Source organism: Paenibacillus sp. 2TAB19 (genome assembly GCF_052115185.1).
Classification (GTDB): Bacteria; Bacillota; Bacilli; order Paenibacillales; family Paenibacillaceae; genus Pristimantibacillus.
Map to the genome: position 1 here is coordinate 107,113 of NZ_JBFRGE010000004.1, position 23,481 is coordinate 130,593.

Genomic DNA, 23,481 nt, shown 5'->3' on the forward strand with positions numbered 1-23,481 from the left:
TTTATTTTTGAGTCCTAGACGGTCGCTTTTTTATTTTTGGGTCAGTCTAATCCTATATATTTTCGAGATAGTAGGCATCCGCACAAAACCGCGATTGGCTTGCTTCCGCTTACACCTTGGCCTTTCGACGCTCATATGTTAACGGTATATACAATTAATCTTATGAACGAGGTTGGTTTTCATAGTTCGAGCCAGAGAGGGCGGATGCGGAGTGGGAACCGAATTTAATAAGCTATTCGACGAGTGGTCGGAGCATTACGATCAAACGGTGACGGGACATGACGTGCAGTATAAGGAAGTGTTCGATAGATATGATGATATTTTGAATGCGGTAGCTGCTCGCGCAAGCGGAACGGTCGTCGAGTTTGGTGTCGGAACGGGCAATCTGACACAGAAACTGCTCGCCAAAGGGCTGCGCGTATACGGCATTGAGCCATCTGCTGGGATGCGGGCGCAATTTGGCAAACGTCAGTTGGCAGCAACGCTGCTTGAGGGAGATTTCCTCGACTATCCGGCTATCGAAGAGTCGATCGATACGATTGTCAGTACGTATGCGTTCCATCATCTGACGGATGAGGAGAAGGGGCTGGCGATCGCGCAATATGCAGCTTGGCTCGGTGACGGCGGCAAAATTATTTTTGCGGATACGGCATTTCAGGACGAGGCTGCAAGGCACAGCATTGAAACGGCCGCGGAGGCAGCGGGGTATATGGAACTGCTGAACGATTTACGGACCGAATATTATACGACATTAGATGTGCTTGAAAGCTTGTTCAAGGAGAATGGGTTTCATGTCTCGTTCCATTCCTTGAATCGTTATGTATGGCTGATGGAAGCGGTCAAGGTCAAGCCGGTCGAAAGCTGAGAAGGGGAGTGACGCATGGTGTTGTATAGAAGCGTGCACGAGCTGATCGGCAACACTCCTTTGATACAGGTGACGGGATTTAAGCTGCCAAAGGGTGTGGAGTTGTATGCAAAGCTGGAGTTTATGAATCCGGGCGGCAGCGTGAAGGATCGGCTTGGATTGAGCCTGCTGGAGCGGGCGCTGGAGAACGGCAGACTGAAGCCTGGCGGGACAATTATCGAGCCGACGGCCGGCAACACGGGCATTGGCTTGGCGCTTGCAGCGGTGCGGCGGGGGATCCGGACGGTGTTCGTTGTACCGGAAAAGTTCAGTATCGAGAAGCAGCAGCTGATGCGGGCGCTTGGCGGCGAGATTGTGCATACGCCGACATCTGAAGGAATGAGCGGGGCGATTCGCAAGGCGGAGGAACTGGCGGCGACTTTGCCTGGCGCTTATATCCCGGGACAGTTCACGAATGAGGATAACCCGTTAACCTATTATCGGACGCTTGGGCCGGAGCTTTGGCGCGATATGGATGGGGCACTTGATATATTTGTCGCGGGAGCGGGAACGGGAGGCACGTTCATGGGGACGGCGCGCTTCTTGAAGGAGCAGGATTCGCGGATCAAGACGGTCATTGTAGAGCCGGAGGGCTCGATTCTTGCGGGAGGAGAGGCAGGCTCGCATCGGACGGAAGGGATCGGCGTCGAGAAGCTCGCTCCGTTCATGGATCCCGGATACTTTGATGCGATTCATACCGTGCAAGATGATGATGCGTTCGCGAGAGTGAAGGAGCTGGCGCTGCTGGAGGGTTTGCTTGTCGGCAGCTCGTCAGGCGCAGCGCTTCATGCGGCGCTGGATGAGGCGGCGGGGGCGAAGGCGGGGAGTCGGATAGTAACCTTATTTCCGGATAGCAGCGAACGTTATTTGAGCAAAAATATATACGGCGGGGGCGCATAACATGAAACCGAGGACGAAGCTCATACATGGCGGCAAGCCGATCGATCCGCATACGGGCGCTGTAAGCGTGCCTATCTATCAGGTCAGCACGTATAAGCAGGATAGCGTCGGCGTTCATAAAGGATATGAATATTCGCGTACAGGCAATCCGACGCGTCATGCGCTGGAGGTGCTGATCGCCGACCTGGAGGAAGGGACGGCCGGATTCGCCTTCGCATCGGGAATGGCGGCTATTCATGCGGTATTCGGACTGCTGCGCGCGGGCGATCACATCTTGATTACGGATGATGTGTACGGCGGCACGTACCGTATCGCGACGAAGGTGCTTGAGCGGCTCGGCATCGAATCGACGTTCGTGGACACGACCGATTACGGCGAGCTGGACGCTGCGCTAAAACCGAATACGAAGGCATTGTTCGTCGAGACGCCGACCAATCCGCTGCTCAAGGTGTCGGACATCGCCGAGTTGGCGCAATGGTCAAAGGCTGCAGGGCTGCTGCTTATCGTCGACAATACGTTCGGCACACCGTACTGGCAGACGCCGATTACGCTTGGTGCGGACATCGTCGTTCATTCGGCTACGAAATATTTGGGCGGACATAGCGATGTCGTTGCGGGCCTGGCCGTAGTGAACAGCGGGGAGCTGGCTGAAAGGCTGCACTTTATTCAGAACGCAACTGGCGGCGTGCTTGGTCCGCAGGACAGCTGGTTGCTTATGCGCGGACTGAAGACGCTGGGGCTGCGAATGGAAGCCCATGAGCATAATGCGCGGCAGCTTGCTTCGTACTTGGACGGTCATCCCGAGGTTGTGGGCGCGGTCTATTATCCAGGACTGGAGAGTCATCCGCAGCATGAGCTGGCTTTGAGGCAGGCGCGCGGTTTCGGAGGTATTATTTCTTTCGATGTCGGGAGCGAGGCGAGGGCAGCGGCGTTGCTTGGACGGCTTCAGTACTTCACGCTGGCCGAAAGCCTAGGCGCGGTGGAAAGTCTCATCTCGGTGCCGGCTAAGATGACGCATGCCTCGATTCCGAAGGAGCGCCGCGAAGCGCTCGGCATCACAGACGGGCTCGTCCGTATATCGGTCGGCATCGAGGATGCCGAAGATTTGCTGAACGATCTCGAGCAGGCGCTCAAGTTCGAGGAGTTATAGGCCCAAGCATGCTTGGGTGCGCGGTAGGGGGCAAATAGCGTAAAAAGGTTACGCTATTTGCTCGGAAACGGCGAGCGTGTGTGTAATAGGGAAAGGACTTTCGCTATTGTCACAGCTAGGGGGAGAAACAGCGAGTTTGGAACTCAAATGCCGCGTAGAACGAGCCACAGCCAAGGCTGTCCTTGAAGGGATGCCTTGGCTGTGGCTCGTTAGCTAACCGGTTAGCGGCTGCCGCTCTCCTGGCGACCCGTCATCGGGACGGCCGAGCGAAGGAGCTCGGAGACGGGCACCATTTTGTAGCCGCGTTTCTGCAGCTCCGGCAAAATAACCTCTAACGCAGCGACCGTCTGCGTCTTACCTTCCACGTGGTCGTGGAACAAAATAATGTCGCCATTGCGGACATTGTTCAGCACCTTATTGATAATATGCCGCACACCGGGCCGGTTCCAATCCTCCGTGTCCTGATGCCAGGACCACATAATCGGGACAAGTCCCATTTCATTCGAAACTTGGATAATGGTTTCGTCATAGATACCGCCGGGCGGACGGAACAGATAGGTTCTTCGGCCGGATGCTTCGATTATCGCTTGCTCTGTGCGCTCGATCTCCTCGCGAACGATCCGCTTCGAAGAAGGCAGGTGAAAGAATACATGGCTGTAAGTATGGTTAGCCACCTCATGCCCTTCGCCGATGACTCGTTGTACGACTTCCGGAAACTGTTTGACGCGCTTCCCAATCACGAAGAAGGTGCTTCTCGCCCCATAACGATTGAGCAAGTCTAAAATGGCATTCGTCTCGACCGGATCCGGCCCGTCGTCGAATGTTAAGGCGATTACTTTCTGATCGGTCTGCACCTCCCAGATCATATCGCCCTTCTTCTCAAAATAGCTGCGGTCCTTCTTAATCAAGGGAGAAGCATACGATGCCTGCGAGGACGAACAGAGCAGCACGCTTAAGCCGATGAGCGCGAGCTTCAGCCTTCTATTTACCGACATACAATCCAACCTTTGTTCAATAGATATACGGACAAAGGTAGCTTGCCATTATTTCTGCGATTTTATGAGCTATTTATTAGATGGGCCTGTTAGGCTTCATGAAGCTTCTCGCCAAATGATCGCTTTGCAGGTCGCCGTTTTGTTTGCCGTAATTCTCTAGCACATCAATCGTATAGTCCTCGCTCGGATCAACCGGCTTATAGATGAATTGCTCCTTGTTCGCAAGGCGAACCTCGAAGCCGCATTGTTTCAGACATTGCTCGAAATGCTCGGAAGTCGGCTGCTCATTTTCCTCTAAAAATATAAGCCCTCTCATCCGTTCGGACGAAGCGCCGCGAATGACTTTGAAATGGACGATATGTTCTTTTTTCATGGAATCTCACGCTCCTCATCACTTCATTCCAGTCTCTTAACTTTATCGTATGACAAATCGGCCTTCTTGTCTGTGACAGTTTCATGATCGTTAGAGCGGCTGCGGACGCCTATCTTGATTCAAATATAAGAAAGTATAAAATGGGCTGCTTATACTGTGCTTATATTTCTCCGGAATGAAACGCGCATCACCGCCAAAGGACGGCGTTAGCCGTTTCACCTTGCGTCTCACCAAAAGCGCTCACCTCACGTACAATAACCTATACACGAATGCGGATATATGGAGGTATGACGGTGATTAATATTACGGGCAGCAATGCAGGGCAGATTAGCCAGCTGCCGCTTACGGAGCTGCAGAGAAGCATCGTGCGTCAGAAGGAGAACAGTCCTGAGGTATATCGGTATCCATCGCTTAAAGCGTTGCAGTTCGAGCTTGATTTGAGGGCTAATATTGTGCAGGCAGCCAAAGATTTGAACGACAGCGGAGCAAGCTTTGCGGTATTCAAAAAATCAAGGTGCAACGAGCGGCTATGGACCCGTACGGAGGCTGGCGGCTTCAAGCTAAGACCGGGCGTGCTTCCTTCGGACGGCATAAGAGATATATATGCTAACGGCGAGCTGTATGCTTTCGAATGCGCAACGGCCATCGTCATTTTGTTGTACAAGGCGGTGCTGGATACGCTGGGGGAGGCAACATTCAACCGCCACTTCCGCGACCTGCTGCTGTACGACTGGACGTACGACAACGATCTGCGGTTAATTACGCTTTATAGCTACGTGGAAGCTTATCCGGGCGATATTCTCTACTTCGAGAATCCCGATCATGACGACGACAGGCCGGAATGGCAAGGGGAAAATGTGATCAAGATGGCCGACGATCAATACTTCGGTCACGGCGTCGGCATCGAAACCAAAGCCGATATGATCGAGGCGCTTAACGGCACGCGCAATCCGGGCAGCACAAAGTCGGCATTCTTGTCCGATTTGGTCAACCACCCTGACTTCAATTATTTGATGACGCTGCCGTCGAGAAGCCGAGAATCGCTCCTTGCGGATCGGGCGGAGCCGGCTGTCGTAGCGAGGATAGGCACGGCTGTCTACGTGTACCGCAACCACAATATGCGGAAGCAAGACAGAATGCTTCTGTAGAATAGTTATGAATGAACCCGCCGTGCTGGCGGGTTTTTATCATATACGGACTCTTGCAAAGAAGGCAACAGATATCCATAATAAGGGTGAAGAATTAGAGACGGAGGTGCTGTTAGCCATGCATTCAAATTCGATTATCCAAAATAACGTCAACCGGTTCTCGGGCTTCGAGGACGACTATAACCGTTATCGCCCGGAGGCGCCGCAGAAGGTTGTCGAACTGCTGACTACTTATCTCGGGAGAAGGCCTCATGCGATTGCCGATCTCGGCTGCGGTACGGGCTTGTCCACATTCATATGGAAGGGACATGCCGACAGGATTGTCGGCGTCGAGCCGAACGATGATATGCGGGGCAAGGCGACCAGTAAGCTGGCATTGACTGCGGATTCGGATAAGGTAGAGCCTATCTCGTTCGTAAAAGGGTACTCGGATCAGCTGGAGCTCGCTGATGAGAGCATCGATATCGTGACCTGCTCGCAATCTTTCCACTGGATGGAGCCGGTAGGAACGCTGAATGAGGTGGGGCGCGTGTTGAAGGAGGGAGGCGTGTTCGCGGTGTATGACTGCGATTGGCCGCCTGTCATCCACTGGGAGGTCGAGGCGGCATACGAGCGGCTGATCGCGAAGTCGGAAACCGTTATTGCCGAGCTGATTCCAGAGCAGGATCGGGCAGTCAAGGCAGACAAAGAGCAGCACTTGGGACGCATTCGGGCGAGCGGCAAGTTTAAGTATGCGCGGGAGATCGTCTTCCACAACATGGAGCGCTGCGATGCGGACCGTTACGTAGGCATTGCGCTTAGCCAAGGCGGCGTTCGAGTCGTACAGAAGCAAGGCTCGAATGCGCTGGACGAGGAGCTGGCGGAGTTCCGCGAGGTTGCCGAGCGTTATTTTGCCGGACAGGAGCTTGACGTGCTGTTCAGCTATCGGCTGCGGCTCGGAGTGAAATAAAGCAGGAAATCGAAAAAAGGTGTTTGTATGCGAATTGCTCATACGAACACCTTTATATACCACATCAGAAGTGTAAGTGCTTTACAGCGATAAAGCGTAAAGGAGATCATTCTGATTGGCGATAAAAACTTCCGCTTAAACGCGGTCGCACTTCCTCGAAGTGCTCCGATAGGAGTTTTTCTCAATCTAGGCGCATCATTACTCTGCGTCTTTCTTGTACACGATCAGGATCGTGCTGCGCTGGTACGCATTGCCGGACGTAGCTGTCTTAATCATGGAACCGTAGCAAATATTAACGACTTGATCGTCACGCAGCTCGGCTAGAAATTCATTCGCGCGTTTCTCGGCGAACACGGCATCGGTATCGATGAATTCTTTCACTTGAATCATGAGGTCACCTCCTAATTATGTAGAAAAGAGACATACCGCAATGCATGATCGCGGTATGCCTCTGACTATAGTAGGCTGTAAAGTGTTCGGGGTCAAGCCCTGATCGCTTTGCTGACGCAATGAAATGTTTATTGCGGCATCATGCGAGTGGAGATCGCGATGCGGTTCCAAGCGTTGATCGTAACAATTGCCATGATGATCTCGCCTAGACGCTTCGTATCGAAGTGGCGTGCAGCTTCCGCATATACCTCGTCAGGTACATGTCCTTGCGTCACGAGCGTAACCGCTTCGGTCAGCGCAAGCACCGCACGCTCCGCGTCGCTGTAGAACGGCGCTTCGCGCCAAGCGTTTAGCATGTAGATGCGCTGCTCCGTTTCGCCTGCCTTGCGGGCATCCTTTGTATGCATATCGATACAGAAGGCACAACCGTTAACTTGCGACGCTCTGATCTTGATTAGCTCCAATAACGATTTCTCGATGCCCGTTGATTGTATATAAGCTTCAAGACCGCTCATTGCTTTGTATCCTGCTGGAATTTCACCGGCTAAATTCATTCTTTGTTCCATCGTATAGGCTCCTCTCCGGCTCTGCACCGGTTATTTTGACTGTCTCACTAATAAGACAATGCAGGAGCTCCGTTTGTGACAGGTTACCCAATCCGTTGTAATTTATCCGGATTGAGTACGATATAGAGATGTTCAATCCGTTCCCCGGCAGCATCCAGCTTGAAGCTGATAGCCTTAAGCGGACGGCCGTCCCGATAGAAGACGATGCCCGGCTGCCCGTTAATAAGCGCCATGCTTTGCGATTCCCCGAAGAAACCTTTTGCGGATACGCCTTCGAGGAATGCTTGCACGCGTTCTCTGCCGATAATCGTGAAGATCGCGGCGCGTACTTTGCCGCCGCCGTCGGATGTAAGCAGCGCGTCTTCAGCGAGCAGGCTGACGAGCGCATCGACGCTTCCGCCTCGCGCAGCCGCGAGGAACGCGGTCGCAAGCGGTACTGCCTGTGCCGTATTATCCGGGAGAACAGGCGATTGTTGATGCAGCTTATCATTAGCGCGGCTAAATATTTTGCGACAGTTGGCTTCCGATTTGCCAAGTATATCGGCAATCTCGCTGTAATCGAAGTCGAATGAACCGCGAAGGATGAACACGGCTCTCTCAACAGCAGACAATTGCTCCAGCATGACGAGCAGGGCGTAGGATACGGTCTCCGTATGATCATAGAGATCCGATGGATCATCGCTGCCGCCCATGGTGAAGCTGACAAGAGGTTCGGGAAGCCATGTACCGACATATTGCTCGCGCCTAATGCGGGCGGATTGCATATAGTTGATGCATCGATTGGTCGTCATACGGGTTAAGTAAGCTTTCGGATGGGTGATATCGTCCGTCTGCAGCTTACTGTACTCGATGAATACGTCCTGCACGAGGTCCTCGGCATCAGCCAAAGAGCCGGTCATGCGGTAAGCGATCGCTTGCAGCAAGGAATGGTAAGTCGTATAAGCGTTCTGAAAATCCATCATAGCTGGACTCCTTCCAGGGGTCGTCATGGTTAGAGACGGGATATGAGTGCGGGTATATCGAGCAAATCATGAACGAAACCATCTGCTTGCGCGGGCTGTTCCCAGCGGGCATGGCTTTTCCAGATGCTTTTCATGCCAATAAGGCGAGCGGCTTCAACATCGTTTAACGGATGGTCGCCAATATGGACGCTTTCTTCTGGCTGTACGCCAAGCCGATCTAGCGCCCGTAGGAAAATATCCGGATGGGGCTTCTTAATCCCTTCCCAACCTGAGATCAATATAGCATCAAAGTAAGGCTCGATTCCAATAGCCTGTATATTGCGATGCTGGAAATCACCGATAGCATTCGTGATAAGCCCAAGCGAGTATCCTTCTTTTTTGAGCGTATCCAGCATGGTTATAAGACCGGGGTAAGGGATACAGCTTTGGTGAAACTGCGTAACATAATCCTCCAGCAGCTCCGCCGGCGTGATGTCTACTATGTTGAACTGGCTTGTTAGCTGTGCGTAGACAACGTCCTTCCAGACATAACCTCCCGCATCCCGCTCAATGAAAGCCTCTATGTAAGCTTCCTTTGGTATATGCTGCAGAGCTGCAAAGTACCGATCATATTGATGGCTGACAAAATGCTTAACGGAAGCATCGCGGTCGAGCAAGGTGAGATCGAGATCGAACAGAACCGCTTTTAGCAAGATGAACTCACTCCTCGCTTTTGTAATGGCAAAGTGATTGTAATCGAAATGACGGAAAAATTCCATATGTTGACTTTTAATCGGATTGCGGTTATATTACGATTAAATAACTAATTATTTGGTTATATGACCGATATGGAGAGAAGACAGAATGGAATCCGCCGATACTGCACAGTTAGAGAACATCGTACATCAGCAGCTTAGGGAATGCAGCCCGATTTTTCTTGCTCTTGCCGACCCGATTCGGCAGGACATTATTATGATGCTTACCAAACATGATTCGTTGAACGTCGCCCAAATCGTCGAGCGATCGCCAATGTCCAGGTCAGCTATATCCCACCATTTGAAAATATTGCGCCAAGCGAAGCTCATCTCGTCGAACAAGGTAGCGACTGAAATATACTACTGCTTGGATATTGAAGCATCCGTTGTGCAACTGAAGACGTTTCTGAGTACGACAGAGCAAATTATCGTGCGCAAGACAGAGGCATCCGAGTAGGACAGCGAGCGGCACTTGCTAATGGTTTAGGCTATTGAAGTGGCGGATATATGTTTACGAAGCTCCAACCGGAGCTTTTTTCACCGCTTAAATAACTAAATATCTAGTTATTTAATTATTTGGTTGTTAAATAAACAACAATGGAGGTCATTTAATGATGTCTAACGTGCTTATTACAGGAGCGTCCAGCGGAATCGGCAAAGCATTCGCCGAGCTGTTTGCAAGGAAGGGCTGTCGCGTGATTCTCGCATCGCGCAACGCGGAGAAAGGGAGTGAGCTTGCCGAACAGCTTGAGCGAAAATATGGGGTAGAAGCGATCTGCATAGCTGTAGACTTGGCGCACGGCAGCGGCCCTGAAAGGTTGTACAAGGAGCTCAAGCAGCAACAGATTCCTGTTGATATCCTGATTAACAATGCGGGTATCGGCTCATTCGGTCTGCTTCATGAAATGGACGTCCGCTCCGAGCTGGATATGATCCAGCTTAATGTCCATTCCCTTTCGCATCTTATGATGCTGTTCCTGCCGGATATGGTGAAGTGCAGAAGCGGCCGCATCCTTAATGTTGGATCAACGACTTCGTTTTACGCTTGTCCGTTAAGCGCGAATTATTCGGCGTCCAAGGCGTTCGTACTGTCTCTTACGGAAGCTGTCGCAAGCGAACTGCAAGGAACCGGGGTAAGTGTCACCGCGTTATGCCCGGGAGCAACGGGAACGGAATTTTTCCGGCGGGCAAAGATGGAGAATCAGAAGGTAGCGAAGCAGGAGGCGCTTATGACGCCTGACAAAGTAGCCGAGATCGGCTACCGTGCGTTGATGCGAAGCAAGACGTTCGTGATACCTGGCTTTCAGAACTGGCTTCTGGCACAAGCCCCTCGCTTATTTCCAAGACGGTTCGTTACTAAGATCACGCGCAGCGTTCTCGAGCAGAAGCTTTAGCTGGCCGGACAGGGGGGATGAACCAAACAAGCCCATTTTCAATCACAAGGAGCACACCATGAGCAATAGCCCATATGTTATATAGACAGATGACTATATCGAATATTGGAGGTTTCATTTATGGATCGTGGTTTTGTTCCTGGCGGTTTCGGCGGTGGATTCGGCGGTGGATTCCGCAGACCTTTCCGTCCGTTCCCCCACCCGTTCTTCCCTGGCCGTGCATTGTTCCCGTTCTTCTTCTTCTCGCCGTTCTTCTTCCCGTTCTTCCGTGAGGACGGCACTATTATCGACAATGATATGTTCGTCGCTCAGCATCAGGTGCAAGCGGGAGACTCGATGGATAAGATCGCCCACATGTACAATATTCCTAAAGTGATTTTGGACGAAGCAAACCCTCATCTTGCTGGCCAAAGTCTTCAAGCGGGTACGGAAGTTCATATTCCTCGTATCTCTYATATGGGTTGTCAGAAGACATACATCGAGAGTGCAGCAGATGCGCCAATGGCTAATCAGATGATGCAAGGTCAAGCGAATCAAATGCATCAGGCAAACCAAATGCATCAGGCAAATCAGATGCACCAAGCAAACCAAATGCATCAGATGCATCAAGCGAAGCAACCGAACCAACCGAATGTGATGCCGTTCTCCGGCAAGCTATATTAGTCCATATTGAAATAAGCCTGCTTACGGGAGCTTCATTCCGCGAGCAGGCTTATTTGTTAGGAATCGGATTATAGAGTCGAATGACCATAGATGCGTCAATAAGATATTTTCATACGAATACTAGTCAGTCTGTCCGTATTTACTATACAATGAGGCTAATTATAGGCTAAATGCAACTCATGCGGGGCGCCGATTGAGCAGGGGCAAGAGGCTTGCGCGTATTGCGGCACGCAGGTTGCTGCAACAAACGAACAGGTAGAAAGAGAGATTAAGCAATTTTTCGAGGAAGGTCAGAGTGGTCAATCCTCGCAATCCATTCAGACGACTGCGAGCCAAGATGGAATAGTCATTAAATGGAGCTTCGATGTGCAGACGACCCATACACAATCACAGCCTCAGCCATATACCCAACAGCCGTATACCCAGCAATCGGCGGGCCAGCAGCAATACAATTCATACGTACACGAAAAGAATAAAGTATTAGCTGGAATACTTGCGATATTGTTTGGTGGATTGGGCGTACATAAGTTTTATTTGGGCAGCATGGGCTGGGGAATTGTCTATTTGCTGTTCTGCTGGACGTTCATTCCTGGTATTATCGGATTAATTGAAGGCATCATCTATCTGTGCACTCCAAACGATCGGTTTCAAGCGAAATACAGTCGAAGGTAAGCTTATAAATAAAATGATGACGAACGACTGCAGTGCAGTGGTTCGTTTTTTTGTGCCGGAAACTATTGTGTACTGTATCACGTCGTGATACAATCACATCAAGATATATCACGTCGTGATACAACGGATGGTGATATACAGGGGAGTGAAGAAGCGTGAAGTTGGAAGAGCTGTTGAAAAGCTACTTGCCGATGTCAGAGACGGCTTACTATATACTGCTCTCCTTGATGGAGATTCGTCACGGGTACGGCATTATGCAGGATGTCGACGAACTGACCAAGGGACGGATAAGCCTAGGGGCAGGAACTGTTTATGGCAGCTTATCGCGGATGGAGAAGGACGGTTTGATAACCGTTATGCATGAGGAGAATCGGAGGAAGTCCTATCTTATTACCGATAGCGGAAGAGCGCTGCTTAAGCAGGAGATTGCCCGAATAGGCGAACTGTATAACAATTCGTTGAAGGTGGAGGGGAAGCTGGATGCGTAATACCGAAAGCAATAGGAAGCTGGTTACCCGCTGGTGGTCAGGCTGGCAGACGGACAAAATTGAATCATGGATTGAGAAAATGGAGGCCGAAGGCTGGCATCTGGTGCGGATGAGTCGGAATGCGACCCGTTTTGAATTCGTAAAAGGGGAGCCAAGACGGATTCGTTACGGGGTCGATTATCAAACGACACAAGATGATGGGTATAGAGGTCTCTTCGAAGATGCCGGCTGGGAGCTCACTTATGAGGGAGCCGGTTGGTATGTTTGGCGTAAAGCATACGGGGCCGATGAAGCTAGACCTGAAATCTATTCCGACAATCAATCGCGGATCGATCGCAATAATCGCATGATGGGCATGCTGTTTCTCGTTAGCTTCCTCCAGCTTCCGATTATCCTGATCAATATCCCTCAATTCAGATCGATGGCTTTCGTATGGTTATGGATCGTTTACTTGCTGTTATTCGTATTCATTGGCTACGGTATACTTAGGCTGGCATCGGCGAACAGCAAGCTGAGGAAGAGGCTGTAACTGGCGGCAGCAAAAGAGGGAACGGAGGCCGATGGCGGACCGTTATCCCTCTTTGCAGCAGCCGTAAATAAGTATCTAGGCTTGTACCTTTTGGATTTTGGCAGGATTATTGATTTTGTAAGGGACAGGATGTTTCGTCAGCTTCTTGGCTACGATCTTGCATTCGAAAGTGAGCGTATCCCCGACCTCAAGCTCCAGCTTCTTAAGCGTATTGCTATGGCTGGACCATGCGACGCCGACCTCCAGTGCAGGATCGATGATCGCAACCGCCTCGTAAATAATAACCTCATCCTCGGTGTCGGAGAAGTTGTTCGGTACAGTCGTGAATTCCTGGACCGTCGCGGTCATCTTGACCTTCTCTTCAGGGAGTGCAAGCTTAGGTGCTCTCTTGGACGTCTTCTCCTTAGCCTTCGGCTTAGGCTCATCGGATATATCCTCGATAGGCGGGAATGCTGCGGCAGCCGGCTCAGCAGGGACAGCTTGCTCTGGCGTTGCCTCGATCGCAGCTTCGACAGCCTCCGAGAACTCAGCCGCTGCTTCATCCGCAGCCGGTTGCTCGTCGCTCGTCGTTGCTGTGGCAGACGATTTCTGGCCATAGCTGGAAGCCTGCATTTCCTTTAAATATGATGGATGGACGCAGTGGAGCTGTCCATCGTCGAATTGGATAACGGCCGTATAGGAATCGACGTATCCGGCGATGGTGCAAGTTAGGTTCTTGCCATTTCCTTTGTATGCATAGGACTTGCTCTTCAAGGCCTTGTCGGACAGAAGCCCCCAAGCTTTGCATTGATCAATAAGGTCCGCTTCATCCTCGAAGCTTGTGTATGTGTCGGGAGCGATAATAAACGTATGTACCATAGGTTCTCCGCCTTTCTGTATGGACAACAATATCAATAGTTTACCACTTCGGAGCGCATTTGAAAAAAGGGATTGTTATATTCGGCGGACGAACGGTCGTGCTGGAGCGTGATGATAACTAGCTGGAGAGAATAACTGGAGTTTATCCCGTTAATCATGACCGATTTAGCTTATTTCAATAAATAAAAGGAAATCCTCCCGCTAATTCGGTGTATAGAGAGGTAATCGGCTCGTATGCATAGGATTAACGGGAGGAACTCCAGTTAAACGGTGATAAAAGGGCGATATGCGGAAAAGTAGCTGGAGAAAATCCCGTTATTGCAAAGCATAAGCTAGCGGAAAAGGCAAAAAAAAGGCGTTCAACCGGCGAGGAGTCCACTATGGACAGCTCCGGCTGAACGCCTTCTTTATTAAGGTTAACCTTTGACAGCGCCGGCAACGACGCCTTTAACGATGTACTTCTGCAAGAAGATGAACACGATGATCGAAGGCAGCACAGCCATGACCATAGCCGTCATCGCATATTGCCAGTCGGACGTGTATTGGCCGACGAACGTGTAAGCGGCCAGCGTCAGCGTCTTCGTATCCGGCGAGCCGTTCACCATAAGGAGCGGCAGCAGGAAGTCGTTCCAGATCCACATCACATCGATGATGATGATCGTCGTCGTTACCGACTTCAGCAACGGGAAGATGACGCTGAAGAAGAGGCGGAAGCCCGAAGCGCCGTCAATCGTAGCGCTCTCGTCGATTTCTTTTGGAATACCCTTCACGAAGCCATGGTAGATGAATACGGCCAACGGTGCGCCGAAGCCCCAATAGAGCAAGCCGAGTCCCCATGTGCTCTCGGACAAGTTAAGGTCCTTAGCAAGCTGCAATACCGTCAGCATGATCGATTGGAACGGGATCAACATCGGCATAATGACCAGCAAGTAGAGCAGTGCGCTTGTGCGCGACTTCGTACGAGCTAGCTTATAAGCGGCGATCGAGGAGACGAATACGATACCCGCCAGCCCGACGCCCGTAATGATGAAGTTGTTCAGGAACAGCTTCGGATAGTCGATGAACGACCACACGTACGAGTAGTTCTCGAAGACAAGCTTCTTCGGCAGGGCAACGACGTCAGTCATAACCTCGCCGAAGCTTTTCAAGGAGTTGTTGATGGCTAAGAATAGCGGATACAGGAAGACGAGCGATAGAAGGACCATGACGATCTCAAGTACGATCCGTCCTGCCTTTCCTTGGCGGCTGCGTTTCATTAAGCTTCAACCTCCCTGCGTTTGAAGATCGTTAATTGAATGATAGTGACAAGCAGGACGGCAACGAAAAGGATAAGCGCTTTGGCCGTGCCGTAGCCGTACAGATTGTTCTGGAACGTGTCGCGATAGATATCATAAGCGATACTGTAAGTCGTACCGCCAGGTCCGCCGCCGGTTAGCGACAGAATAACGTCGAATACTTTGATGGAGTTCGTTAATGCCATGAACACTGAGATCGTGATCGACGGTGCAAGCAATGGCAGTGTAATGCTGAAGAATCGTCTAACCGGTCCGGCGCCGTCAACGGTCGCCGCTTCCTTCAGATCATCCGGCACGGACTGAAGTCCTGCGATATAGATAACGAGATAGAAGCCGATCGATTGCCATATCGAGACGAGCAGGATGGACACGAACGCAAGACCGGGCTCGCCGAGCCAGCTTAAGTTGAAGACGCCCCAGCCCGTACTGTTGTACAGCGATTCGAAGCCTTGCATGAAAATGAACTTCCAGATGAAACCGACGATAACAAGGCTAAGAATGTACGGAATGAAGAAGGCCGCTCTCAGCCAAGTGGACGACTTCAGCTTCATGTCGAGTATAACGGCTAACAGAATCGCCAGCACGTTGACGATGATGATGTACAGCACCGCATACTTGATCGTGAACCAAGCGGAGCTGGTGAAGTTGGCGTCGCCTGTGAAAATTTGCTTGAAGTTATCCAGTCCGACGAACGTCGGGTGCTTGGAAATACCGTTCCATTTCGTTAAGGAGTAACGGATCGTCATTGCGAATGGAATATAAAATGCGATAGCGATACAGATCAATACGGGCAATGTGAATATGCCGAACTCAAGCTTCTCGCTCCATTTTCTGCCTAGAGATTTGAACATGAGTACACCTCTTTCGTCACCGTTTATGTAGGCCTGAAATAGTCAAAGCCTATACAAAACAATCTTTTATTGTATGATTAGGAGCAGATATTGGGCGGATGCGCTATAAAGGACTGCGACAGCCTTTTGCGTTTGGCTAAGTACGATTATAAAGCAGCACTATGGGCGTCAAAATGGATTTATGAAAACAGTTAGGGGTAAAAAGGTGAACAGGTAAGCGAAAGCGGACATTGTTGTCGAAAAGGAGGGATGAGCCTTGTTCAATCGGGCATCCAAGACATTTTCCAATCTGATCGAGCTTGTGACTCGAAGGCTTGTGAACAAGCTTATTGTGCTATTTACGACCATTATTATACTCGTCGTCGGATCGCTGACCTTCATCTCGTATCAGATGCTTCAGAAGGAGTCGGTTGCAAACAGCATTGCGAGTACGTCGAACAATTTGCTGCTCGTGAATCAGAATCTAGAGGATTATTTGAATGGGATTAAGCAATTGTCGCTGCCGCAAATCAACTATGACGAGCTGTCCTATGCCATCATGCACGAGTCCGAGGAGTACGCGTCCCGCATGTTTGTAGAGGAGTACTTGCGGAATCTGTATTTTTCGCGCAAAGATCTTGAGGCGATCTACCTGTACGTAGTGGAACAGGACAAGTACTATGCCGTTACGAAGGAAAACTACAATGTCACGGTGCGAACGGCAACCGATCCTAATATTGCACGGCTCTCGTGGTTTCAAGATACGATGGACAGTCCGAATAATCACGCCTATCAATCATTCGAGCTGGCGGGCGCGAAGCCCGGGTATCCGGTGGATACGTCGAACAGCTTCATGGCGTATCATCGGGTTCTTCGTTCGATTGCGTCGAGGGAACCGCTCGCGGTGCTGTCGTTCTATGTCAATCCTTCGATGAAGRATGACATTATCAAAGATATTCCGTTCAGCGAGGGGCAGCATCTGATGTTCCTTAGCCCGGATGATCATATTCCGTTCGCTATGGACGATCCGTCCTTCTACGGCTTTATGAAGCAGGACGGAGCATTGGAGCGGCTGGCGGACGGGAAATCGGGGCGGTTTACATGGTCGGAGGGAGGTCAAAAATATTTGGTCGTCTACAATACGAGCGAGCAGGATGGATGGCAGCTGGTAAAGCCGATACCTTATCGCCAAATCTATGCGGCAGCAACAACGACGCGTAACTTAAACTTCTTGATCGGCTTCCTATTCCTGCTGCTCGCGGTCATCCTGGTGACGTTTTTCTCGAATGCGATTACGCGGCCTCTGAAGAAGCTGTCTTATCAGATGAACYGGTTCAGTCATGGTGACTTCGAGGCCGAGACGGAGGTTGTCGGCAAGGACGAGCTCGCTTATTTATCCCGTCATTTCAACCAAATGGTACGGCGAACGAACGAGCTGATTAACGAGCGGTACAAGATGAAGCTGGTGGAGAAAAACGCGATTTTGAAGGCGTTGGAGGCGGAAATCAACCCGCATTTTCTATATAACGCGCTGCAGGCGATCTCGACCAAGGCGCTTAAAAGCGAGAGGTTCGACATCGCCGATATGATCGATGCGCTGGCGCTTACGCTGAGGTATGCAATCAGCGGCAAGGATATCGTTCGCGCGCGCGAGGAGCTGCAGCATATCGAGCGGTATATGGCGCTGCAGAAGGCGCGGTTCGGGAGCAGGCTGCAGGTCGTTTACGACTGGGACGACTCCCTTATGGAACTGGAGATTCCGAAGCTGTCGATTCAGACGTTAGTCGAAAATGCGATCAAGCATGCGCTCGAGAAGGTGTCCAGCACCGTTACGATCAGTATCGGGGCGAAGGCGGACGCCGAGCATTTGATTATATCGGTCCATGATGACGGACCGGGCTTCACGCCCGAGCGGCTGGAGCAGGTGCGGGAATCGTTCCGCAAGGAATGGGACGAGCGGCAGGGCGATAACGCGGGTGACAGCATTGGCCTCGTTAATTTGCATACGAGGCTGAAGCTGCTCTATGGCGAGGAAGCCGAGCTGCGGATCGTGACGGAGGATAACGCAGGTACGGAAATGCAAATGTTATTACCGCGGGGAGGCGGCAGCTATGTATAGAGTACTAATTGTTGACGATGAGGAGCCGCTGCGCGAGGCTATTCGGATTTTGGGCGATTGGAAGGGACTTGAGGTAAGCGAGGTGCTTGAGGCTTCCGATGGGCTGGGAGCGCTGAAGCTGCTTGAGGCTGGCAGGATCGACCTCGTTATGGTCGATATGAAGATGCCTGAGATGAACGGGATCGAGTTTCTTCAAGTGGTAGAGCGCGACTATCCCGACTTGCTTACGATCGTCATCAGCGGCTATAACGACTTCGAATATACGAGACAAGCCATCCATTCCAAGGTTGTTGACTACCTGCTCAAGCCGATCAACAGGCAAGACTTGAACCAAGCTTTGCGCAAGTCGATCGATCTTCTGGAAGCAAAGCGCAAGCGGGAGAGCGAGTTCATCAACCGCAACATTACACTGAATATGTCGTTGCCGAAGCTCAAGGAGAAAGTGTACCTCTCGATCATCGAGCGCAGCTTCAAGAGCCAGTCGAATGAAGCGTTCCTGCCGCTTATCGGGGCGGATGATCCCAATAACCGATTCGCGGCTATTGTGATGCGCGTGTTGGATATGGAGCGGGTACGGAGCAGAAGGTTTCATAACGATACCGATCTGCTTCACTTCGCCGTCTCTAACGTGCTTAACGAAATTGCGGGCGACCGCTTCCAGTCATTCAGCTTCGCGAATCCGAAGCAGGAGCGTGAGATCCTTGCCGTTCTAACGATGAACGGCGGATATCGCGAGGATATTGCCTACCATTCCCTCCATCAGATGAAGAAGGTAGCCTCCGCCTTGCAGGAGCTGTTCGGCATTACCGTTGTCATCGGAGTCGGAGAGTCTTGCTCGGACGCGCTCGATATAGCTTCCTCCTATGAGGGAGCGAAGGCTGCGATTAGCGGCATGGATCTGCTGCGTCTGAAGGGTGGGATGGTGATGTCGTCCGCCGTTTCGCTTAAAGACGGAGGAATACGCGAGCGTGACAAAGAGCGCGAGCGGGACAGCTCATCGGTGTCGATTACGAGCCGAATGGCCATTATTCGCGGGGCGCTGGAGGCCGGCAACACGCAGCACGCGAGATCGGTACTAGGCGAGCTTACGAAGCGGTGGAAAGCAGCGGAGCGGTTCACGATCGGCGATTCAGACCGCGTTATGGCCGAATATGTCATTTTGCTAAACGATATGGCCTTGGAGCTTGGAGTTAAGGAGGAGCGGCTTCCGATTGGCGAAGAGCATCCGCTCAGATCGATGGGACTGTCATCCGATTACGATTCATTCGAATCGTACGAGAGACTGCTGTTTAGCATACTCGATTATTACAGCGAGCAGATTCGCAAGGCGGAGAGTGCCAATGGGCCGTTTGATGTTGGCGACATTAAGGCTTATATTGACGATCATTACTTCGAGGATATAAAAATTTCGATGTTCGCCGAGAAATATTTTTTAAGTCGGGAATACTTAATGAAGCTGTTCAAGGGGCAGTTCAGTTATGGCATTCACGAGTATGTGCAGAAGGTGCGGATGGACAAGGCGAAGGAGCTGCTTGGCGACTCGGCATTGAAGATTCAGGATATTTCCGAGATGCTGGGCTACAAGGACAAAAACTATTTCAGCAAGGCGTTCCGCAACTATTACAACTTATCGCCCTCGGAATTTCGTACAGCGCAGCAGGACGAATAAGCAAAGCCTGCGCAGGTGGCAAAAAGTGAACCGCTGACAAACTACACTTTTTTACCCTTAACTATTCACTTATGTACATTCTTATCCTATTGCGATTTCTTTACAATAGGCTACGAAGACCACAACAAATGAGGGAAATGGGGGCAACACCATGTTGAAAAGATTTCTCGCGCTGTCGGTCAGTCTCGTACTGGTCGTCGGAATATTAGCCGCATGCGGCGGCAAAAACAATGAAACAAATAACGGTACGAACGCTGGTAACGGCGAAGAAGGCGGCTCGGACAAAGCGGTAACGATTAATATGTTCACGGCATCGCCTGAATACACGGATGCATTCAACGCTTACATTGCAGAATACAAAAAAGTGAAGCCGAATGTAACGATCAACCTTGAAATTATGCAAGCTGACTATAACACGGTATTGAAGTCGAAGATTGCGGCTGGCAGCACGCCTGACGTATTCCAGACAACAGCAGGCGGCGACATCGATACATTCGCCGAATACAGCGCCGACCTGACGAACGAGCCGCTTGCGGCTGCAATGACAGACGCTGTTAAGATCAACATGAGCTCTTCCGACGGTAAAGTACTCGGATTGCCGGTTAAAGGCAACCTGATGATGATGATCTACAACAAGAAGCTGCTTGCTGATGCAGGTATCACTGAAGTTCCGAAAACAACGGCTCAAATGAATGACGCTATTGCGAAGCTTGAAGCGAAAGGCATTACACCGTTCGCCAATGCGTACAAAGAGTGGTGGGTATGGAAGCATATCTTCCAAAACTTCGTGAACGCGGCTGCTGAAGACGCAGGCACAACTCCGAAGGAATTGGTTGCTAAGTTCATCGCTGGCGAAACGACGTTCAAGGATCACCCTGTACTGTACGATAACTTCTTCAACTTCATTGATTCGACGGTTGAGCATGGCACGAACAAGCCGCTTGAGCGCGACAGCAATGCCGAAGTGAGCGACTTTGCAACGGGCAAAGCAGCATTCATGACAGGTAAGGGCGCATGGGACGAAGAAGCGATTAAGAAAATCAGTCCGGACATCGAGATCGGTATCGTAGGTTACCCGGTTAGCGACAAGGCTGAACAAAACCAACTGATTACAGGCGCCGACCAAGCGCTTCGCATCAACAAAGATTCCAAAGTAGCGAAAGAAACAATCGAGTTCTTTAACTGGTTGTACACATCCGATTAYGGCAAACAATGGTTCTCGAACGTAGCGAAAGTCATTCCGCCAATCAAGGACGCTCCATTGCCTGATTTGGTTATGCCGAAACAAATGGAAGAAATTTTGAAAACAGAAAAATCCGGTGACCTGACAGTCAACTACTCGCTCGATACGTTCCACCAAAAATTCGGCGAGCTTATGCAAGCCTACATCGGCGGCAGCAAAAAGAAAGACGCTGCAATCGACGAAATTCAGAAGGCGTGGGTACAATTCGGTTCCGCTCAATAAGAGCTGACCGCATTGGCAGCAGCGTATGAGGTTAGAGCCCAGCACTTTCGCAGTGCTGGGTTTTCTTTATTAGATGTGGAATGGGAGGATGAAAGGACTATGGCGGGTAGACATTCGATTGTGGAAAATGGGCTGTACCTTGTGTTCGATGTGACGGAGAGCGGTGATGTGAGACTGATGCATTTCGGATCAGCGCCGCTGGACGCGGAGTTGATTACAGATCTGCAAATAACGGGCTTCCGCATGCTGGAGCTGCAGCTAACCGGAGAAGATCGGGCCGAATACCATGGCCGCTCGCATCGCGCTTCGTATCCGGGGCTGCGCATGGTATACGGCGGACATGAGGATAGCCGCAACGAGAATGGGCGTCTGATCGCGGTTACGCTCGTCGATGAGGTGACGGGCTTGCGTGCGGTGCAGCACTACCAGTTCTATGACGGCATTCAGACGGTTCGTTGTTGGGTAGAGCTCGTTAATGGCGGCGGTGAAGAGCTTGCGATTGAGTACGTGTCCTCGTTCGCGCTGACAGGTGTCGACAAGGAAGGTATATTGGATCGGAATGAGAAGATGAATCTTACGGTGGCGCATAGCGGTTGGCAGAGCGAGCTGCAATGGCGGACGTACAAGTTGCCGGAGATCGGCTTGTCGCATCTAGCCGATCGCGGATCGAAGCGACTTGCCTTCAGCAATACGGGCTCATGGTCGGCGGCCGAGAACTTGCCGATGGGCGTGCTGGAGAATACGGAGGCCGGCAGCAGCCTATTCTGGCAGATTGAGCATAACGGTTCGTGGCATGCGGAGATGTCCGATCAGAACGATCATATGTATCTGTATTTGAGCGGTCCGACGGAGCATGACAATCATTGGTGGCTAAAGCTTGCGCCTGGCGAGTCATTCAAGTCTGTGCCTGTAGCCGTTGGTGCGGTGCAAGGCGGCTTCGAGCAGGCGATTGCGGAGTTGACGCAATATCGACGCGCCATTCGCCGTGTGAATGATGATAATAAGCTGCTGCGAGTCATCTTCAATGACTACATGAACTGCCTTTGGGGCTCGCCGACGACGGAGAAGCTGCTTCCGCTAATTGATGCAGCAGCTGATGTCGGCTGTGAATATTTCTGTATCGACGCAGGCTGGTACGCGCCGGGCGAATGGTGGGATGGCGTCGGAGAATGGATGCCTTCCGAGGAGCGATTCCCCGAAGGCATCAAGTACGTGCTCGACTATATCCGCAGCAAAGGGCTTATCCCCGGCTTGTGGCTGGAGCTTGAGGTTATGGGCATTAACTCGCCGAAGCTGGCGGAGACGGACGACAGCTGGTTCTTCATGCGGCATGGCAAACGGGTGAAGGATCGCAGCCGCTATCAGCTCGACTACCGCAATCCCGCGGTTATCGCCCATGCCGATGAAGTTATTCGTCGCTTGGTGGAGGACTATGGCGTCGGCTACATTAAGATGGACTATAACATCAATGCGGGTATCGGCACGGAAACTGATGCGGACAGCATGGGTGACGGTTTGCTGCGGCATAACCGGGCGTACTTGCAATGGTTGGATTCGATATTTGCTCGTTATCCCGAGCTGGTCATCGAGAACTGTTCGAGCGGCGGCATGCGGATGGACTACGCTATGCTGAGCCGCCACAGCATTCAGTCGACGAGCGATCAGGAAGACTACGTCAATTATGCGGCGATTGCCGCAGGCTCGCCGGCCGCGCTTACGCCGGAGCAATCGGCGATCTGGTCGTATCCGCTGCGCGAAGGCGATGATGAAGAGGTCATCTTCAACATGGTCAACGCGCTGCTGCTGCGCGTCCATCAGAGCGGACATCTCGCGGAGCTTAGCCCGCGCCGCCGCGAGCTGGTGAAGGAGGCGCTCGATTATTATAAGTCGATTCGCGGCGACATTCGCGAAGCGCTGCCGTTCTGGCCGCTTGGCCTGCCGAGCCACGGCGATGAGTGGGTCAGTCTCGGGCTGCGCCGAGACGACCGCATCTATGTAGCCGTCTGGCGCGTTGCCGGCGAGACGGCGCAAGTGACTCTGCCGCTGCCCGTGCCGCCGCACGGCAGCTCCGCCGAACCGGCGATTCGCTGCGCATATCCGGCAGCGCCCGCCGCGGGCACGGACTGGACGTGGAGCGCGGCTAATAGCTCGCTCACGGTCACACTCCCAGCCGCTCGAACGGCTAGGCTGTTCGAGATCCGGCTGTAAGCGGCGCCTCACGCCCGCTCTCGCCGTCCATCCGCGCCAATAGATATAGTTTCTATATCTATTGGCGCTCAACACACCGATGTTGGCGGAATAGAGCTGGTTTTCAGCTCTATTCCATCCAGCCTCCCCGCCGCAAGGCCTGTTAGGTGTTTATGTGTGAATTAGCCAATTAGTTTGATGAGATGCAACTAATGAGCAATATACCCGGTGGTAGCCACCA

At 51.6% G+C, this 23,481-nt stretch carries 24 protein-coding genes; 15 read left to right on the forward strand and 9 right to left on the reverse strand.

The features are described from left to right. Positions 1 to 211: 211 nt before the first annotated feature. From AB4Z33_RS02980 to AB4Z33_RS02990, 3 genes are read left to right on the forward strand one after another with little or no spacing between them, the layout of a single operon-like run. Positions 212 to 865: a class I SAM-dependent DNA methyltransferase gene (locus AB4Z33_RS02980; RefSeq protein WP_442048469.1), complete on the forward strand. Its 654-nt coding sequence runs from the start codon at positions 212 to 214 to the stop codon at positions 863 to 865. Positions 866 to 880: 15 nt separating this feature from the next. Then, the gene (locus AB4Z33_RS02985; RefSeq protein WP_442048470.1) at positions 881 to 1,804 is read left to right on the forward strand and encodes a PLP-dependent cysteine synthase family protein; all 924 of its coding nucleotides are present in this window, start codon (positions 881 to 883) and stop codon (positions 1,802 to 1,804) included. 1 nt (position 1,805) lies between these two features. Further along, entirely contained in the window at positions 1,806 to 2,954 is a 1,149-nt protein-coding gene (locus tag AB4Z33_RS02990; RefSeq protein WP_442048471.1) for a bifunctional cystathionine gamma-lyase/homocysteine desulfhydrase, read from the forward strand. Positions 2,955 to 3,175: 221 nt separating this feature from the next. On the opposite strand, the gene AB4Z33_RS02995 is transcribed toward AB4Z33_RS02990, so the two are convergent. Further along, on the reverse strand, positions 3,176 to 3,949 hold the full coding sequence (locus tag AB4Z33_RS02995) for a polysaccharide deacetylase family protein (protein ID WP_442048472.1): 774 nt from the start codon (positions 3,947 to 3,949) through the stop codon (positions 3,176 to 3,178). A 76-nt stretch (positions 3,950 to 4,025) separates the two neighbouring features. Continuing rightward, positions 4,026 to 4,322, reverse strand: coding sequence for a hypothetical protein (locus AB4Z33_RS03000; protein ID WP_442048473.1), 297 nt, complete (start codon positions 4,320 to 4,322; stop codon positions 4,026 to 4,028). 293 nt (positions 4,323 to 4,615) lie between these two features. Here AB4Z33_RS03000 and AB4Z33_RS03005 point away from each other — a divergent pair, with 293 nt between their 5' ends. Together AB4Z33_RS03005 and AB4Z33_RS03010 are read left to right on the forward strand one after the other, a co-directional pair. Then, the gene (locus tag AB4Z33_RS03005; RefSeq protein WP_442048474.1) at positions 4,616 to 5,470 is read left to right on the forward strand and encodes a protein-glutamine gamma-glutamyltransferase; all 855 of its coding nucleotides are present in this window, start codon (positions 4,616 to 4,618) and stop codon (positions 5,468 to 5,470) included. A 118-nt stretch (positions 5,471 to 5,588) separates the two neighbouring features. Then, positions 5,589 to 6,419, forward strand: coding sequence for a class I SAM-dependent methyltransferase (locus tag AB4Z33_RS03010; protein WP_442048475.1), 831 nt, complete (start codon positions 5,589 to 5,591; stop codon positions 6,417 to 6,419). 198 nt (positions 6,420 to 6,617) lie between these two features. On the opposite strand, the gene AB4Z33_RS03015 is transcribed toward AB4Z33_RS03010, so the two are convergent. The 4 genes from AB4Z33_RS03015 to AB4Z33_RS03030 form a co-directional block, all read right to left on the reverse strand. Continuing rightward, a complete protein-coding gene (locus AB4Z33_RS03015; protein WP_337102852.1) occupies positions 6,618 to 6,809 on the reverse strand; it encodes a sporulation protein Cse60 in 192 nt (63 codons plus the stop codon). A gap of 128 nt (positions 6,810 to 6,937) precedes the next feature. Further along, positions 6,938 to 7,375, reverse strand: a complete 438-nt coding sequence (locus tag AB4Z33_RS03020) for a carboxymuconolactone decarboxylase family protein (protein ID WP_442048476.1) — start codon at positions 7,373 to 7,375, stop codon at positions 6,938 to 6,940. An 83-nt stretch (positions 7,376 to 7,458) separates the two neighbouring features. Further along, on the reverse strand, positions 7,459 to 8,337 hold the full coding sequence (locus tag AB4Z33_RS03025; RefSeq protein ID WP_442048477.1) for an RNA polymerase sigma-70 factor: 879 nt from the start codon (positions 8,335 to 8,337) through the stop codon (positions 7,459 to 7,461). A gap of 29 nt (positions 8,338 to 8,366) precedes the next feature. After that, positions 8,367 to 9,029, reverse strand: coding sequence for an HAD family hydrolase (locus AB4Z33_RS03030; RefSeq protein ID WP_442048478.1), 663 nt, complete (start codon positions 9,027 to 9,029; stop codon positions 8,367 to 8,369). Between the two features lie 151 nt (positions 9,030 to 9,180). Between AB4Z33_RS03030 and AB4Z33_RS03035 the strand changes: the two genes are divergently transcribed. From AB4Z33_RS03035 to AB4Z33_RS03060, 6 genes are all read left to right on the forward strand, one after another. Further along, on the forward strand, positions 9,181 to 9,528 hold the full coding sequence (locus tag AB4Z33_RS03035; RefSeq protein WP_442048479.1) for an ArsR/SmtB family transcription factor: 348 nt from the start codon (positions 9,181 to 9,183) through the stop codon (positions 9,526 to 9,528). Positions 9,529 to 9,682: 154 nt separating this feature from the next. Further along, positions 9,683 to 10,465 carry an SDR family NAD(P)-dependent oxidoreductase gene (locus AB4Z33_RS03040; RefSeq protein ID WP_442048480.1) on the forward strand — a complete coding sequence of 261 codons (783 nt, stop codon included), beginning with the start codon at positions 9,683 to 9,685 and terminating at the stop codon, positions 10,463 to 10,465. A 120-nt stretch (positions 10,466 to 10,585) separates the two neighbouring features. Next, positions 10,586 to 11,128 carry a LysM peptidoglycan-binding domain-containing protein gene (locus AB4Z33_RS03045; RefSeq protein ID WP_442048481.1) on the forward strand — a complete coding sequence of 181 codons (543 nt, stop codon included), beginning with the start codon at positions 10,586 to 10,588 and terminating at the stop codon, positions 11,126 to 11,128. Between the two features lie 366 nt (positions 11,129 to 11,494). Further along, a complete protein-coding gene (locus tag AB4Z33_RS03050) occupies positions 11,495 to 11,800 on the forward strand; it encodes a TM2 domain-containing protein (protein ID WP_442048482.1) in 306 nt (101 codons plus the stop codon). A 155-nt stretch (positions 11,801 to 11,955) separates the two neighbouring features. After that, positions 11,956 to 12,288: a PadR family transcriptional regulator gene (locus AB4Z33_RS03055; RefSeq protein WP_442048483.1), complete on the forward strand. Its 333-nt coding sequence runs from the start codon at positions 11,956 to 11,958 to the stop codon at positions 12,286 to 12,288. Further along, positions 12,281 to 12,817: a DUF2812 domain-containing protein gene (locus AB4Z33_RS03060; RefSeq protein ID WP_442048484.1), complete on the forward strand. Its 537-nt coding sequence runs from the start codon at positions 12,281 to 12,283 to the stop codon at positions 12,815 to 12,817. Before AB4Z33_RS03055 ends, AB4Z33_RS03060 begins: the two co-directional genes overlap by 8 nt. 75 nt (positions 12,818 to 12,892) lie before the next feature. Here the strand turns inward: AB4Z33_RS03060 and AB4Z33_RS03065 are convergent, their stop codons facing one another. The 3 genes from AB4Z33_RS03065 to AB4Z33_RS03075 form a co-directional block, all read right to left on the reverse strand. Continuing rightward, positions 12,893 to 13,675 carry a hypothetical protein gene (locus tag AB4Z33_RS03065; RefSeq protein WP_442048485.1) on the reverse strand — a complete coding sequence of 261 codons (783 nt, stop codon included), beginning with the start codon at positions 13,673 to 13,675 and terminating at the stop codon, positions 12,893 to 12,895. 416 nt (positions 13,676 to 14,091) lie between these two features. Then, complete coding sequence (locus AB4Z33_RS03070; protein WP_442048486.1) at positions 14,092 to 14,931, reverse strand: carbohydrate ABC transporter permease; 840 nt, start codon at positions 14,929 to 14,931, stop codon at positions 14,092 to 14,094. Beyond that, complete coding sequence (locus AB4Z33_RS03075; protein ID WP_442048487.1) at positions 14,931 to 15,821, reverse strand: carbohydrate ABC transporter permease; 891 nt, start codon at positions 15,819 to 15,821, stop codon at positions 14,931 to 14,933. Before AB4Z33_RS03075 ends, AB4Z33_RS03070 begins: the two co-directional genes overlap by 1 nt. Before the next feature lie 256 nt (positions 15,822 to 16,077). Between AB4Z33_RS03075 and AB4Z33_RS03080 the strand changes: the two genes are divergently transcribed. From AB4Z33_RS03080 to AB4Z33_RS03095, 4 genes are all read left to right on the forward strand, one after another. Further along, positions 16,078 to 17,919: a cache domain-containing sensor histidine kinase gene (locus AB4Z33_RS03080; protein WP_442048488.1), complete on the forward strand. Its 1,842-nt coding sequence runs from the start codon at positions 16,078 to 16,080 to the stop codon at positions 17,917 to 17,919. Then, positions 17,912 to 19,588 carry a response regulator gene (locus tag AB4Z33_RS03085; protein ID WP_442048489.1) on the forward strand — a complete coding sequence of 559 codons (1,677 nt, stop codon included), beginning with the start codon at positions 17,912 to 17,914 and terminating at the stop codon, positions 19,586 to 19,588. Before AB4Z33_RS03080 ends, AB4Z33_RS03085 begins: the two co-directional genes overlap by 8 nt. Positions 19,589 to 19,739: 151 nt before the next feature. Next, complete coding sequence (locus tag AB4Z33_RS03090) at positions 19,740 to 21,053, forward strand: ABC transporter substrate-binding protein (protein ID WP_442048490.1); 1,314 nt, start codon at positions 19,740 to 19,742, stop codon at positions 21,051 to 21,053. A gap of 99 nt (positions 21,054 to 21,152) precedes the next feature. Further along, positions 21,153 to 23,261 carry an alpha-galactosidase gene (locus AB4Z33_RS03095; RefSeq protein WP_442048491.1) on the forward strand — a complete coding sequence of 703 codons (2,109 nt, stop codon included), beginning with the start codon at positions 21,153 to 21,155 and terminating at the stop codon, positions 23,259 to 23,261. The last annotated feature ends 220 nt before the right edge of the window (positions 23,262 to 23,481 follow it).